Annotated in this window: 11 protein-coding genes; 6 read left to right on the top strand and 5 right to left on the bottom strand. The window is 64.3% G+C overall.

The features are described from left to right. Positions 1 to 34: 34 nt before the first annotated feature. Positions 35 to 1,273 (bottom strand): ABC transporter permease, encoded by a 1,239-nt coding sequence (locus tag ABD842_RS18005; protein ID WP_345116988.1) that lies wholly within the window; start codon positions 1,271 to 1,273, stop codon positions 35 to 37. Between the two features lie 232 nt (positions 1,274 to 1,505). On the opposite strand from ABD842_RS18005, the gene ABD842_RS18000 reads away from it, so the two are divergent. From ABD842_RS18000 to ABD842_RS17990, 3 genes are all read left to right on the top strand, one after another. Continuing rightward, the gene (locus ABD842_RS18000; protein ID WP_345117049.1) at positions 1,506 to 2,783 is read left to right on the top strand and encodes an asparagine synthetase B; all 1,278 of its coding nucleotides are present in this window, start codon (positions 1,506 to 1,508) and stop codon (positions 2,781 to 2,783) included. Positions 2,784 to 2,890: 107 nt separating this feature from the next. Then, positions 2,891 to 3,664: a hypothetical protein gene (locus tag ABD842_RS17995; RefSeq protein WP_345116986.1), complete on the top strand. Its 774-nt coding sequence runs from the start codon at positions 2,891 to 2,893 to the stop codon at positions 3,662 to 3,664. A gap of 200 nt (positions 3,665 to 3,864) precedes the next feature. Beyond that, the gene (locus tag ABD842_RS17990) at positions 3,865 to 5,721 is read left to right on the top strand and encodes a glycoside hydrolase family 2 protein (RefSeq protein ID WP_345116984.1); all 1,857 of its coding nucleotides are present in this window, start codon (positions 3,865 to 3,867) and stop codon (positions 5,719 to 5,721) included. A gap of 91 nt (positions 5,722 to 5,812) precedes the next feature. Here ABD842_RS17990 and ABD842_RS17985 read toward each other — a convergent pair whose 3' ends face one another. The 4 genes from ABD842_RS17985 to lpxK form a co-directional block, all read right to left on the bottom strand. Further along, positions 5,813 to 6,247 carry a hypothetical protein gene (locus tag ABD842_RS17985; protein WP_345116982.1) on the bottom strand — a complete coding sequence of 145 codons (435 nt, stop codon included), beginning with the start codon at positions 6,245 to 6,247 and terminating at the stop codon, positions 5,813 to 5,815. 116 nt (positions 6,248 to 6,363) lie between these two features. Beyond that, entirely contained in the window at positions 6,364 to 6,993 is a 630-nt protein-coding gene (locus tag ABD842_RS17980) for a MiaE family protein (protein WP_345116980.1), read from the bottom strand. A gap of 41 nt (positions 6,994 to 7,034) precedes the next feature. After that, complete coding sequence (locus ABD842_RS17975; RefSeq protein ID WP_345116978.1) at positions 7,035 to 9,005, bottom strand: putative porin; 1,971 nt, start codon at positions 9,003 to 9,005, stop codon at positions 7,035 to 7,037. Continuing rightward, the gene (gene lpxK, locus ABD842_RS17970) at positions 8,998 to 10,056 is read right to left on the bottom strand and encodes a tetraacyldisaccharide 4'-kinase (protein ID WP_345116976.1); all 1,059 of its coding nucleotides are present in this window, start codon (positions 10,054 to 10,056) and stop codon (positions 8,998 to 9,000) included. The genes ABD842_RS17975 and lpxK overlap by 8 nt, the downstream gene beginning before the upstream one ends. 149 nt (positions 10,057 to 10,205) lie before the next feature. Between lpxK and ABD842_RS17965 the strand changes: the two genes are divergently transcribed. The 3 genes from ABD842_RS17965 to ABD842_RS17955 all read left to right on the top strand — a co-directional run bounded on the left by ABD842_RS17965 (position 10,206) and on the right by ABD842_RS17955 (position 12,849). Beyond that, on the top strand, positions 10,206 to 10,895 hold the full coding sequence (locus tag ABD842_RS17965) for a uracil-DNA glycosylase family protein (protein WP_345116974.1): 690 nt from the start codon (positions 10,206 to 10,208) through the stop codon (positions 10,893 to 10,895). 111 nt (positions 10,896 to 11,006) lie between these two features. Further along, entirely contained in the window at positions 11,007 to 12,107 is a 1,101-nt protein-coding gene (locus tag ABD842_RS17960) for a Nif3-like dinuclear metal center hexameric protein (protein ID WP_345116972.1), read from the top strand. Beyond that, complete coding sequence (locus tag ABD842_RS17955) at positions 12,097 to 12,849, top strand: zinc ribbon domain-containing protein (protein WP_345116970.1); 753 nt, start codon at positions 12,097 to 12,099, stop codon at positions 12,847 to 12,849. The genes ABD842_RS17960 and ABD842_RS17955 overlap by 11 nt, the downstream gene beginning before the upstream one ends. Positions 12,850 to 12,858: the final 9 nt, after the last annotated feature.

Here is a 12,858-nt window from a genome sequence, read left to right as displayed (position 1 = left end):
TTTCATGCGCCCGACTCACCAAACGGCCCCTCTCCTACTCGTAGCGCAGGCTCTCAATCGGGTCGAGGGCGGCGGCCTTGCTGGCCGGGTAGTAGCCCGAGGCCAGCCCGACGGTCACGCAGATCAGCAGGCCGGCCGACATCCACAGCCAGGGCACAATGAAGCCGCTGCCGCCCACGAGCAGCATCACCCCGTTGCCCATGGCCACGCCCAGCAGCACGCCCAGCATGCCGCCCAGCATGCAGATCACAATGGCCTCAATCAGAAACTGCTGCCGGATCTGCTTGGACGTCGCGCCCAGGGCCTTGCGGATGCCAATTTCGCGGGTGCGCTCCGTCACCGACACCAGCATGATGTTCATCAGGGCAATGCTGGCCCCGAGCAGGGTCACGAGCCCCACGATGGAGCCGTACATGCGCATGTTGCCCGACAGGCCGTCGAGGGTGTTGGCCAGCGAGTCGCTGCCTTCCACCTCGAAGGAATCAGCCTGGCTCAGGGCATCGTGGCGCACGGCGCGCATCACGCCGGTGGCCTCGCCGGTGAGGTAGGTCAGGTTGTCGGGGGAAGTGGTGGCGGTTTTGATGTCGTAGGTCAGGGCGCGCTGCCGGGGCATCTGGTTGCCGGTTTCCAGCGGAATCAGCACCAGCCGGTCGGCCCCGCCGCCGCCCATGGTGCTGCCGCTCTTTTCCAGCGTGCCCACCACCTGAAAGCGCCGCCCCAGGAAATAGACGTACTTATCCATCGGGCTCTGGTTGGGAAACAGCTTGTCCTTGACCTCGGTCCCGATAATGGCCACGTTGGCGCCGCTGGCCAGCTCGGCCGGCGAAAAGGCCCGGCCGGTGCCCAGGTTGTAGTTCTGAATCTGCAGGTAGTTTTCGTCGCCGGCCACCACGTTGTTGTTGGGATTGGTTTTCAGCCCGTTGCCCTTCACCTCGGTAGCCCCGGAAATAAAGGCCGACACGCCCACCTGCGCCTGGTCGCCGATCTGCGCTTTGTACTGGGTGGCCTGCAGGTAGGTAATGGCCGGGTAGACCTTGCCCTGCACGCCCCCGCGCCGCTGCCGGTTGGTGTAGCCCTTGGCCTTGATTTCGAAGGAGTTGGCGCCCAGGCTGGCGAAAGTCTCGTTCAGCGAGTACTTGATGGCGTCGATGGCAGTCAGGATCCCGACCAGCGACATGATGCCGATGCTGACGATGAGAGCCGTGAGCACGGTGCGCAGCAGGTTGCTGTGAATGGAGCGAAAGGCTTCCTTGATGTTTTCCAGCAGGTGCATGGTGGCGGCAGATTAACCCGTGAGCGAGGATCAAAACCGGCTGCAAACGGCGAAAAGGCCGATTTGGCATCAGCGGCCGGCCCCGCAAGGTAGGCGGTTTCCGATAAACTCCCGCCCGGTTTTGCTACATTTGTTCGGGTGCCTCTGCCCCGCCCGGCAACGCCTACGGAATTCTAATCGTCTGTTCAGTGTACGGTTGTCGTATCTTCCCTTCGTTATTCCGCAGCACCTGATGGCCCTGAAGCGAATTCTGCCTTTTTTATTGCTGCTGGCCGCCTGGCTCGGCCCGCCGGCCGCCGCGTGGGCCAACCACGTGTTCATCCCGATGGACAACGCCCAGAAGGAGTGCCTGAAAGCCTACGGCATTGCCTACTGGCTGCTGGGCAAGCAGGTGGAAGTGGACTGGCTGCTCAACTACCGCGGCGGCTCCTTTGCCTCGGAGGTGGTGCCCGGGCTGGAAAATGAGCTGGCTGTGCGCGGCATCACCTACCAGGTGATTTCCGAAGCCCAGTACACCAGCATCCTCTCGCAGATTGCCGACCCCAACGCCAACATGGACATCATGAAGCTGGAGAAGGCGCCGAAAATTGCCGTCTATACCCCCAAGGGCAAGCAGCCCTGGGACGATGCGGTGACGATGGTGCTGGCCTACGCCGAGATTCCCTACACCTCCATCTACGACGACGAGGTGCTGCACGGCGAGCTGCCCAAGTACGACTGGCTGCACCTGCACCACGAGGACTTCACCGGCGAGTACGGCAAGTTCTACGCTTCTTACCGCAACCGGCCCTGGTACCAGCAGCAGCAGCACGATGCCGAAGCCGCCGCCAAGCGCAACAGCTTCGCCAAGGTCAGCCAGATGAAGGGCGCCGTGACGGTCAAGATGCAGGAGTTCATTGCCGGCGGCGGCTTTATGTTCGCCATGTGCTCGGCCACCGACTCCTACGACATTGCCCTGGCCGGCCTGGGCGTGGATATGGTGGAAAGCATGTACGACGGCGACCCGGCCGACCCGCAGGCCCAGTCCAAGCTCAACTACAACCGCACCCTGGCCTTCAAGGACTTCCAGCTCGTGCGCGACCCCTACCAGTACGAGTATTCCGACATCGACATGCAGCCCGGCGAGCGGGGTGTGTACGAGGGCAACGACTACTTCCAGCTCTTCACCTTCTCGGCCAAGTACGACCCGGTGCCGACCATGCTCACCCAAAACCACGAGAAGACGGTCAAGGGCTTCATGGGCCAGACGACGTCCTTCCGCAAGCCCCTGATCAAGCCCGACGTGGTGGTGATGGGCGACAACAAGGCTTCGGGCGAGGTGCGCTACATGCACGGCACGCTGGGCAAAGGCACCTGGACGTTCTACAGCGGCCACGACCCCGAAGACTACCAGCACCTGGTGGAGGAAGAGCCCACCGACTTGTCGCTGCACCCCAACTCGCCCGGCTACCGCCTGATTCTGAACAACATCCTGTTTCCGGCCGCCAAGAAGAAGAAGCAGAAGACCTGAGTGGGCTGGCGTCAACCCGCATTTGCGACTTAACTTTATGCCTGCCCGGAGCGGCCAGGGACCGGCTCTTCTTCGTTACCCCCTACTTTTCCTCTTCTCCTTACCCAATGACCTACGTTATCCGTACCTGGGGCCTGCTGGCTCTTATTGTCTTAGCCGGGTTATTTGCTACCACCTCCTGCCACAAAACCAAAGACGACCCGACGCCCACCGGCCCGATTACCGGGGCAATAGAAGGCTCGATCAGCCCGGCCGGGGCCATTGCTACCGTTACCGCTACCAGCCCCGGCGGCCTCACGTTTCTGGCTACGCCCAATGCCGCCACCGGGGCTTTTTCGCTGCCTAATCTGGCTCCCGACAGTTACACGCTGAGCTTTACAGCGGCCGCCGGCTATCTGGAGCCGGCCACCCGGAAGATTTCCGTGCTGGCGGGCCCTGCCACGGTGGCCGGCACCGTGGTGGCCACCTCCGATGGCCGCATCAAAAGCGGTACCATGAGCTGGATTGCCGACGGCGTGTCTTATTCCACTACGGTGCTGAGTGGGCAGGTCGACGGGGCGGCATCCACCCTTTCCCTCACGGGCGAAGCCGTCAGCGGCGCGAAGCGGGACCAGCTGAGCTTGACCTTGTATCGCAGCTTTGGGGGCAACGGCACCTACCAGTTGGGCGGAACCTACGAAATCGGCCAGCTGCGGCGCCTCGACGGGGGCATTCAGACGGGTAAGTTTGTGGCCGATGGCAGCGGCACGCTCATCATTACCAGCTACAGCGTGGCCAATGGCACGATAAGCGGCAGCTTTGGCTTTGCGGGCACTGACGTCGTCGCCTACCCAGCCCGGTACGTCACGGTCACCAACGGCACGTTTACAGTGCGCTTTTAACTCCGGCTGGCCTCCACGGCCCTTTTCTGCAGGCCCCATCGGTTGCTCACGGCCGGTGGGGCTGTTGCTTGGCGGGTACCGCCGGGGGCGCCCAGTTCAGCCAAACTAACCCGGAATGCACCAAAAAACCGTATAGAGGGGTATCTTAGGCCAGCAGGACGCCTTCCCACGCGGCCCTTCGTTTCACCAAAATTCGTCGTATGAATTCGGAGCACACCAACTACAGCCTCTCGGGCAGTCTGGAAGAGTCACCGGCCCTGGAAGAGGCCATCAACCCGCTGCCGCGGGCCGTGCTGCGGCTCAACAACCATTTTCTGCTCGATGGGGAGTGGAAGTTCGGCCTCGACCCCGACGACAGCGGCCTGCGCGACGGCTGGCACCTGGGCCACGACTACGACCACGTGGCCCAGTGGCCGGGTTCCATTGAGGCCCACCTGGCCCTGGCCAAGGGCCAGGCGCAGCCGACGGTGTGGCAGGACAAGGTGGTGGCTTGGTACGAGCGGGAATTTACCCTGCCCGAAATTGAGGAGCCCCTCACCCGCTCCATGTTTCAGCTCACGTTCGGGGCCTGCGGCTACGAAACCCGGGTCTGGCTCAACGGCCGGCAGCTGCGCACCATCGAGGGCGAAGACGTGCACTACGGCGAGTACACCTCGTTTTCCTACGAGCTGCGCGAGGAAAACCTGCACCTCGTGAACCGCCTCACCGTGCGCATTGCCGACACGATGGACGCCGAAACCACCCGCGGCAAGCAGGAATCCCACATCTACAAGCGCGGCGGCATCTGGTACCAGACCTACACCGGGGCCGTGCGCAGCGTGTGGCTCGAGATGGTGGAGCGCAACCGCCTCCGCTCCCGCCTGGCCGTCGACAGCGTGGTGGAAGACCAGCTCGTGCGCTTCAACCTGACCGCCCGCGTGCACGACCCCGGCCACTACACCCTGCGCCTGCGCGTGTTTGAGCGCAACGGGGCCAAAAACCGCGCGCCCCTGTTCACCTCCGACTTCCCGCTGCGGCTCGAAGCCGGCCAGAAGCAGCAGCGCGTGGTGCTGGAGATGCCCGGGGCCCGGCTCTGGTCGCCGGAAGCGCCCAACCTCTACCAGCTGGTGGCCGAGCTTATCGACTCCGACGGCTACGCGGCCCAGATCGAAACCCACTTCGGCCTGCGTAAGATCGAGTCCCGGGGCCGGCACGTGTACCTGAACAACGAGCCCACCTACCTCGACGGCATTCTCTACCAGCCCGGCACGGCCACCTACGAGGAAATGCAGCGCCACATGCACGCCATGCTGAAGCTGGGCTGCAACCTGGTGCGCGTCCACATTGCCGGCATCGACCCGCGCATCTACAACCTGGCCGACGAGCTGGGCCTTATGCTGTGGGTGGAAGTGCCCAGCCCCCACACCTCCAGCGCCCGCAGCCGCCAGAACCACCGCGAGGAGCTGCTGCGCATGCTGACCCTGATTGAGTCGCACCCCTCGGTGGTTATCTGGAGCCTCTACAACGAGGACTGGGGCTGCCAAGACATTGCCACCAACCCCGACACCCGCCGCTACATCACCGACACCTACCACTACATGCTCATCGAGCACCCGCAGTTTCTGGTGGTCGACAACGACGGCTGGCACCACATCTCGCAGGAGGGACGGCTGAAGTCGGATCTGCTCACGGCCCACCTCTACACGCCCGACCTGCCCCGCTGGCAGGAGCTGCTCGACCGCCTCGTGCGGGGCGAGATGATCGGTACCGCTGCCTTTCCCCTCATCGTGGGCGACGCCTTTTTCTACCGCCGGCAGAAACCCTTGATTGTCAGCGAGTGGGGCGGCTTCGGCTTTGCCGACTACGGCGGCCCCCAGGCCGGGGAAGAGCGCAACGAGAGCATCCGCCAGTTCAAGCGGGAGCTGCGCAGCCGCCCCATTGCCGGCGACGTGTACACCCAGGCCACCAACATCGAGGATGAGCGCAACGGCATCATCGACCCGTACACCGGCGAGCTGTCGGTACCGGCCGGCGTGCTGAACTCGCGCACGGCGCCGCCCGGCGAACCCGCCAGGTAAAGGTTAGTTGACCGTACTTAAAAGAAGCCCGCCTGACGTATCAGACGGGCTTCTTTTATTCACTAACTGCAGCGCTTAGCGGCCGTCTTGCTTACTTCTCCAGATGCACGAACTGCCGGGCAAAGGCCGGGATTTCGGCGCTTTTGTAGGGGTCAATGTCGGTAGTGAGCTGGATCATAACCGGCTGGCCTTTGGTGACGCCGTAGGCAATGAGCTCGTAGGCCATGCCGGATTCGGTGCGGTAGCCAAACTTGTAGGCCTTGGCCGGCGCATCCTGAATAAAGCAATTTATTTCCTGCAGCGGCTCGCCTTTCAGCTTTTTGCGGCGATTCTGGGCGTACTCGGCCGGCCCGGTACGCAGGGCATTGTAGTTGAGGTACACCAGCAGGATGTCGAAGTCGCTGCCCTTCACCTCATAGGGGGAAACCAGCGCGGCCCCGGCCGGCACCTCGAACTGCTGCCCGCAAAAATCAACCTTTGCGGCCGGGGCCGGGCTCTGCCCGCAGGCCAGTGAGGCCAGCGACATACCAACCAGGAATAGGTATACTGCTTTCATAATCGGAAAAGTACTATGATTTAGTTGAGCTACCATACCAGGCAGCCAATTCATTCTTGGTTAATCTATATATAGGAAGTGCGTTTTTAGTGCATCCGGTCGTCGCGCACGGGTAGGCTGGTAATGATTTCACCCTCAATCTTGAGCAGCTCCTGCAGGCGGGCCTCCACTTCCTGGGGGGCGCGGTACTCCTTGGCCAGGTCTACGTAGGCCACGAAATGCGCGGCTTCCGACACCATCAGCTCGTAGTAGAACTTGCTCAGGTCGGGGTCGGGAATGTGCTGCCAGAGCAGCTTGAACCGCTCGCAGCTGCGCGCCTCAATCAGGGCCGATACCAGCAGCATATCCATCAGCTGCCGGTCGCGGTGGTCGCCGCGGCGCACGTGGGTCAGCAGCTGCACCACGTACTCGTCGCGGCGCTGGGGGCCCAGCTCGTAGCCGCGCTTGCGCAGCTCGAGCAGCACCCGCTCGAAGTGGGCCCACTCCTCGGCGACCAACGCCGTCAGCTCATCCACGAGGCGGGTTTTGTCGGGGTACTTCACGATGAGGGAAATGCCGGTGCTGGCCGCCTTCTGCTCGCAGTAGGCGTGGTCGACGAGGATGTCCTCGATGTTTTTGCTGGCAATATCCACCCATCGCGGGTCGGTGTTGAGCTTGAGCTTGAGGATGGTCTTCTCCTTGGGCTCGGAGGAGTTGAAAGCGGGCTGGGGTTCCATAGGCGAAGCGTAGGCGGACCGCACGGGGGGGCGGCGGGGCGTTAATCGAAAAACTGCCACCGGATGCCGAACTGGAAGCGGCGCGGCAGGCCGGTGTAATAGGGTGAGGCAAAATAGCCGTCCTGCCCGCCCAGAAACTGGTTGACGTAGGCCATTTTCAGAAACAGCGACACGGTTTTGATGTCCGTGTTCAGGTACACGTCGGCCAGCGGATAGCTGCGGATGGTGAAGGCATCCTGCAGGTAAAACTGCTGGGTGCTGGGGCTGTAGGCGTAGCCCCGGAACTGCGACTGGTAGTAGAGCTCCACGCCCACTTGGCTGAACAAGGCTTTTTTGAAGATGTAGCTTTGGTAGTACACCTTGCTGTTGGTGACCAGGCGGGGAAGCCGCACGCCCCGCTCGTCGGCGCTGTAGGTGTAGGTGGCCTCGTTGTCGGTGAAGAGGTGGCCGAGCTGGAAGCGGTGCCGCAGCGTGCCGATGAGCAGCTGCTTGGCATCCGGGAGCTGGGCGGGGCGGGCCGTCTGGTCGAAGTACACCAGGTTCACGATGTTGACCACGCTGCCCGAGAGCCCGAAGCGCTGGGCACCAAGCTTCTGGTCGAGGCGGGCGGTGAGCTGCTGGACGTTGGTATTGTTGAAATCCGTGCGGTAGGCCGACGTGGGCCACTGGTAGTGGTTGCCGCTGAACTGCTGCTGGGTGAGCGTGGGCGCGTACGAGGAGTTGAGCAGCTCCCCCGTGAGCGGACCCAGGCGGGCGGTGGCCCGCAGCCAGTACTCGGTCTGGCTCAGGCTGGCCGAGGGCTTCAGCTCCCCCGCCGTCTGCACGTCCAGCAGGCTGCGGTAGCGGAAGGACGCCGTGCCGCCCACGAACAGCTGCCCGAACGTGCTGTCGGGCAGGGTGGTGAACTGGCTGCGCCGGAAGGCCGAGCGCAGCACGCCCGGGTCGCCCACGCGGGTGCGGGTGGCCAGCGTCGACTGGCGGTAGCGGGCGTAAAGGCGGTACTCCACCGCGTCGGTGCGGCCCAGCAGGCCGGCCGTATTCTCCAGCTGGCGCAGCTCGGCCCGGTCGTCGGTGCCGGTCGTGCTCTGCAGCGGAAACGGCGGATAAAACAGCGCGTCGCCGGTGCCGTTGGCGAAGGTGTCGGTGAATTTGTTGAGCTGCCGGCTGTAGTCCAACACGTGGTACACCGTCAGGCCCCGGCCCAGCAGGCGGTAGGTGTGCACCAGCCGGCCCTGGTCGCGGTCGTCGCGGTTGATGGCCAGGGTGAGGCGGACATTCTCCCGATCGTAGCCAAAGAGGTCTTTCGGCAGGCTGTCGAGCAGGGCATTGGGCAGAATGCCGCCCTGCTCAGCGGCCCGGTGCCGGCTGGTACCGAAGCTGGCCAGGGCGTGGTACCGGTCGTCCTGGCTTTGGTAGCGCAGAAAAACCCGTACGTTGTTGTGCTCCACCAGCCCCTCGCGGCCGTTGGTATTGAGAATCTTGTTGGACCCGAACCGCTCGAACACGGCGCCCAGATTGATGCGCTTGCCGATGCTGCGGCTGTAGGACAGCTCAAATACCTGCTCCCCGGCGCTGCTTTGGTTGTAGCGGAAGAAGGTGTAGGGCGACTTGGTATCGTAAAAGGGAAGGGCAGCGGCCGGGCGGGTGTACTTGTCGAACACGGTGCGGCCCAGGCGGGCGCCGAGCTCGGTGTTGGTGTGCCACAGCAGGCGGCGCGAGGCCGTGCCCACGTTGCCCAGGTCCTGCTGGTAGGTGGAGTCGTGAAACCAGGTGCGCTGCTGCTGGATGTTGGTCAGCGTGGTGTCGATAACGCGGCCCTCGTACTGCTCGCGCAGGATATCGGCCTCGTAGAGCACCCGGGTGGTTTTGGCCCCGTAGAGCACCCGGGTGGAGTCGTCGATAATCTGGGCCCGCAGGCGCAGGGGCAGCAGCCCCAGCAGCGCCAGCACCAGCAGGCACGGACGGACGGGCAGAAAACGGCGCAGATTCACAAACAACGGCAGATCAGACAACAGCTTGGGGCTGAAATAAAGGCGGGAGCAGGCAGTGCAGACGAGCGGCGCCGTCGGCCAGAAACCGGACTTCAATGGGAATGTAGAAAACGGGCAGGCCGGCCAGGGCTTCCCGCAAGGCGGGTTCCAGCAGGCGTACCGCGTCCTTTTGAGTCGTAAAAACGCTTTGCCCGGGCTCTAATTGCCCCGCTACCGCCGCAATGTCGGCCGCGGTGAAGGCGTGGTGGTCGGCAAAGGCGGCGTGGTAGCCGATTCGGTAGCCGGCGCCGGCCAGGTACTCGCGCAGGGGGCCGGGCTGGGCAATGCCGGTCAGCAGCAGAATATCCGGGCCGACCGGAGCAGCGGCAGCGGCGCCCACGGCTACGGGCGCGCCGTAGTCATAGGTCGAAAACAGCACCGGCACCCCCGGCCGGGCGTAGCGCCGGACCTGGGCGGCCAGCTGCGCCTGCTGCTGCGCCGAGAGGTCGGCGGCGCACTTGGTCACGATAACCACGTCGGCGCGCCGCGCCCCGCTACGGCTTTCACGCAGGCGGCCGGCGGGCAGCACGCAGTCCTGATAAAACGGGCGCTGCTGCTCGGTGAGCAAGACAGTAAGCGCGGGCCGCACCCGCCGGTGCTGGTAGGCGTCGTCGAGCACGATGGCCGTCAGCGTCGGCTGGGTGTGCAGCAGCGTAGCAATACCCGTGCGCCGGTCTTCGCACACGGCCACCGGCACCCGGCCGCCAAAGTCCTGGTAGTGCTGCAGGGGCTCGTCGCCGATGGTGGCGGCGGTGGCAGCAGCATCGGCCAGCCGGTAGCCGCGGGTGCGGCGGCCGTAGCCCCGGCTCAGCACGGCCGGCTTTTCGCCGGCTAGCTGCAGCTGCCGTACCAGCCAGGCCACGTGGGGCGTTTTGCCCGTGCCCCCGACCCGCAGGTTGCCCACGCTGATAACCGGCACCGGGTACGCCGTCGACTCCCGCAACCCGCTGTCGTAGAGCCAGTTGCGCACGCGCAGCACCGCGGCGTAGAGCCAGGCAAAGGGCAGCAGCAGAAAGGCAAGGGGCTGGGGCATGAAACGGCGGCGCAAAACGCGCCCCCGCAAAAGTACGCCTTACGGCAGTGGCGAACAATCGGCCGCGGCCCGAAACCCGATTCGGCGCGGGGGCCCGGCCGGCCTCCCGCGCCCGGGCTGCGTATGTCCGGAGCCCCTACTGCCCTGCCATGTCTCCTTTTGCCGACCGTCTGCTGCGCTTCCTCACCGAATTCCCCTTGCCGGCCGCGCCCCTGCCCGACGCGGTGGTGGCCCGGAGTCCGTACCGGGAACCCGGACCGCGGGCCTTGCTCACCGAGTTTGCCCACCGCTACTACTCCGGCCCCCAGCCCCGGGTGGCGCTGCTGGGCATCAACCCCGGCCGCCTGGGCAACGGCCGCACCGGCGTGGCCTTTACCGACCCCGTCGCGCTGGCCGACAGCTGCGGCATTGCCAGCGGGCTGCCCCGGCACCGGGAAATTTCCAGCCAGTTCATCTATGAGGTCATTGCCGCCCTGGGCGGGCCGGCCGCGTTCTACCAGGATTTCTTTCTCGGCTCCCTCTACCCGCTGGTGCTGCTGCGCCAGGAGCGCAACTACAACTACTACGACGCCCCGGCCCTGACCAAAGCCCTGACGCCCGCTATTCACCTCTCGCTGCAAAAGCAGGTGCTCGAAGTCGGGCTGCACCGGCACGTGGCCGTGTGCCTGGGCCGCCGCAACGGGGAGTTCCTGACCCGCTTTAATAAAGAGCTGCAGCTCTTCGACCAGATCCACATCCTCGACCACCCCCGCTACCTGATGCAGTACCGACGCCGCGACCTGCCCGCCCACGTGGCGCGCTACGCGGCGGTATTGCAGGCGGCCCGGACGGCGGCGTAGCGCGCTGTGACCCGCTATGCCCCGGCGCTACTCGCCGGCGGAGCGGGAGCTTTTGGGCCGGCGGGCACGCCGGCATCGTTACTTTTGGCCGACTACCTACTCTTCTGCCGCATGCCTACCGTTGCTGACCTTGCCCGCGTCCTCGAACAGGCCGCCCCCCTCGCCTACCAGGAATCCTACGACAATGCCGGCCTGCAGTGCGGCGACCCGCAAGCCGAAATCACCGGCGTCCTCATTGCCCTGGACTGCACCCCGGCCGTCGTCGACGAGGCCATCCGGCGCGGCTGCAACGTGGTGGTGGCCCACCATCCGGTGGTGTTCAAGCCGCTCAAGCGCCTCACCGGGGCCAACGAGGTGGAGCAGACCCTGATCAAGGCCATCAAAAACGACGTGGCCATCTACGCCGCCCACACCAACCTCGACAACGTGCGCCACGGCGTAAACCGCAAGCTGGCCGACAAGCTGGGCCTGCGCAACCTGCGCACGCTGGACCCCAAACCCGGTCTGCTGGCCAAGCTCATCACCTACGTGCCCGCCGCCCATACCCAGGCCGTGCTGCAGGCGCTGTACGCCGCCGGCGCCGGCCAGATCGGCGACTATTCCGACTGCAGCTTCCGCTCCGACGGCGTGGGCACCTTTACCCCGGGCGCGGGCACCACCCCGTTTCAGGGCGCGGTGGGCCGGCCCGAAACCACTGCCGAGCAGCGCCTGGAAGTGCTGCTACCGTTGCATTTGCAGAGCAAGGCACTGAGCGCGCTTCGGCAGGCGCACCCTTACGAGGAAGTAGCCTACGAGCTGATCCGGCTGGAAAACGTGCACCAGGGCGTGGGCTCCGGCATGGTGGGCGAGCTGGCGGAGGCGCTGAGCCCCGCCGAGTTCCGCCGGCGGCTGCGCACGGCCCTGCTGGTGCCGGTCGTCAAGCATACCGAGTTCGATCAGCCCATCCGCACCGTGGCCATCTGCGGCGGGGCGGGCAGCTTTCTGCTGGGCCACGCCCGCGCCGCCGGGGCCGATGCCTTCGTGACCGGCGACCTGAAATACCACGAATACTTCGGGGCCGAGGGCCGGCTGATGCTCTGCGACGTGGGCCACTTTGAAAGTGAGCAATTCACCGGCGAGCTGTTCCAGGATTTGCTTGGCGCCAACTTTGGGAGTACTTTTGCGGTCTTAATTGCTCAGACTTTCACCAACCCTGTCCGATATGATTTCTAACCCCTCCGCGGAAACCCCCGTTGCCAGCAAGCTGGAAGCTCTTCTGAACCTGCAGCGCATCGATTCGCAGCTCGACGAAATCCGGCGCGTGCGCGGTGACTTGCCCGAAGAGGTTCGTGACCTGGAGGACGAAATTGCGGGCTACGAGGTGCGCGTGAGCAAGTTTGACGAAGAAATTCAGTCGCTCAACGACCAGATCAAGCAGCGCAAGCAGAACGCCAAGGACGCCGACGGCCTCATCAAGAAGTATGAGGAGCAGCAGCAGAACGTGCGCAACAACCGCGAGTACGAGGCTATTGCCAAGGAAATCGAGCTGCAGCGCCTCGAAATCCAGATTTCGGAAAAGAAAATGAAGGAAGCGCAGTACCAGATTGAGTTGAAAAACAACGACATCGCCGGTACCAAGCAGCGACTGGATGAGCGCAAAAAAGATCTTACCAACAAGAACACCGAGCTGCAGACCATCGTGGGCGAAAGTGAAGCCGATGAGAAGAAGCTGGTAGACGAGCGCGACAAGGCCGTAAAGCCGATCGAAGCCCGGCTGCTGACGGCCTACACCCGCATCCGCGGCAACGTGCGCAACGGCCTGGCCGTGGTGACCGTGAAGCGCGATGCCTGCGGCGGCTGCTTCAACACCGTGCCGCCCCAGCGGCAGGCCGACATCATCTCGCACAAGAAAATCATCGTGTGTGAGCACTGCGGCCGCGTGCTGGCCGACGTAGACGTGAAAGTAGTCGCTTAGTCACCCCCG

Source organism: Hymenobacter algoricola (assembly GCF_039539525.1).
GTDB classification, from domain to species: domain Bacteria; phylum Bacteroidota; class Bacteroidia; order Cytophagales; family Hymenobacteraceae; genus Hymenobacter; species Hymenobacter algoricola.
The sequence above is the reverse complement of the archived record's forward strand: the minus strand, read 5'-3'. Positions and strand labels throughout refer to the sequence as shown.

Excerpts from the sequence above, each read along its gene's own strand:
- ABD842_RS17960 (WP_345116972.1), top strand. The coding sequence starts at position 11,007 with ATGCCTACCGTTGCTGACCTTGCCCGCGTCCTCGAACAGGCCGCCCCC.
- ABD842_RS17995 (WP_345116986.1), top strand. The coding sequence starts at position 2,891 with ATGACCTACGTTATCCGTACCTGGGGCCTGCTGGCTCTTATTGTCTTA.
- ABD842_RS17955 (WP_345116970.1), top strand. The coding sequence starts at position 12,097 with ATGATTTCTAACCCCTCCGCGGAAACCCCCGTTGCCAGCAAGCTGGAA.
- ABD842_RS18000 (WP_345117049.1), top strand. The coding sequence starts at position 1,506 with ATGGCCCTGAAGCGAATTCTGCCTTTTTTATTGCTGCTGGCCGCCTGG.
- ABD842_RS18005 (WP_345116988.1), bottom strand. The coding sequence starts at position 1,273 with ATGCACCTGCTGGAAAACATCAAGGAAGCCTTTCGCTCCATTCACAGC.
- ABD842_RS17990 (WP_345116984.1), top strand. The coding sequence starts at position 3,865 with ATGAATTCGGAGCACACCAACTACAGCCTCTCGGGCAGTCTGGAAGAG.
- lpxK (WP_345116976.1), bottom strand. The coding sequence starts at position 10,056 with ATGCCCCAGCCCCTTGCCTTTCTGCTGCTGCCCTTTGCCTGGCTCTAC.
- ABD842_RS17985 (WP_345116982.1), bottom strand. The coding sequence starts at position 6,247 with ATGTCGCTGGCCTCACTGGCCTGCGGGCAGAGCCCGGCCCCGGCCGCA.
- ABD842_RS17965 (WP_345116974.1), top strand. The coding sequence starts at position 10,206 with ATGTCTCCTTTTGCCGACCGTCTGCTGCGCTTCCTCACCGAATTCCCC.
- ABD842_RS17980 (WP_345116980.1), bottom strand. The coding sequence starts at position 6,993 with ATGGAACCCCAGCCCGCTTTCAACTCCTCCGAGCCCAAGGAGAAGACC.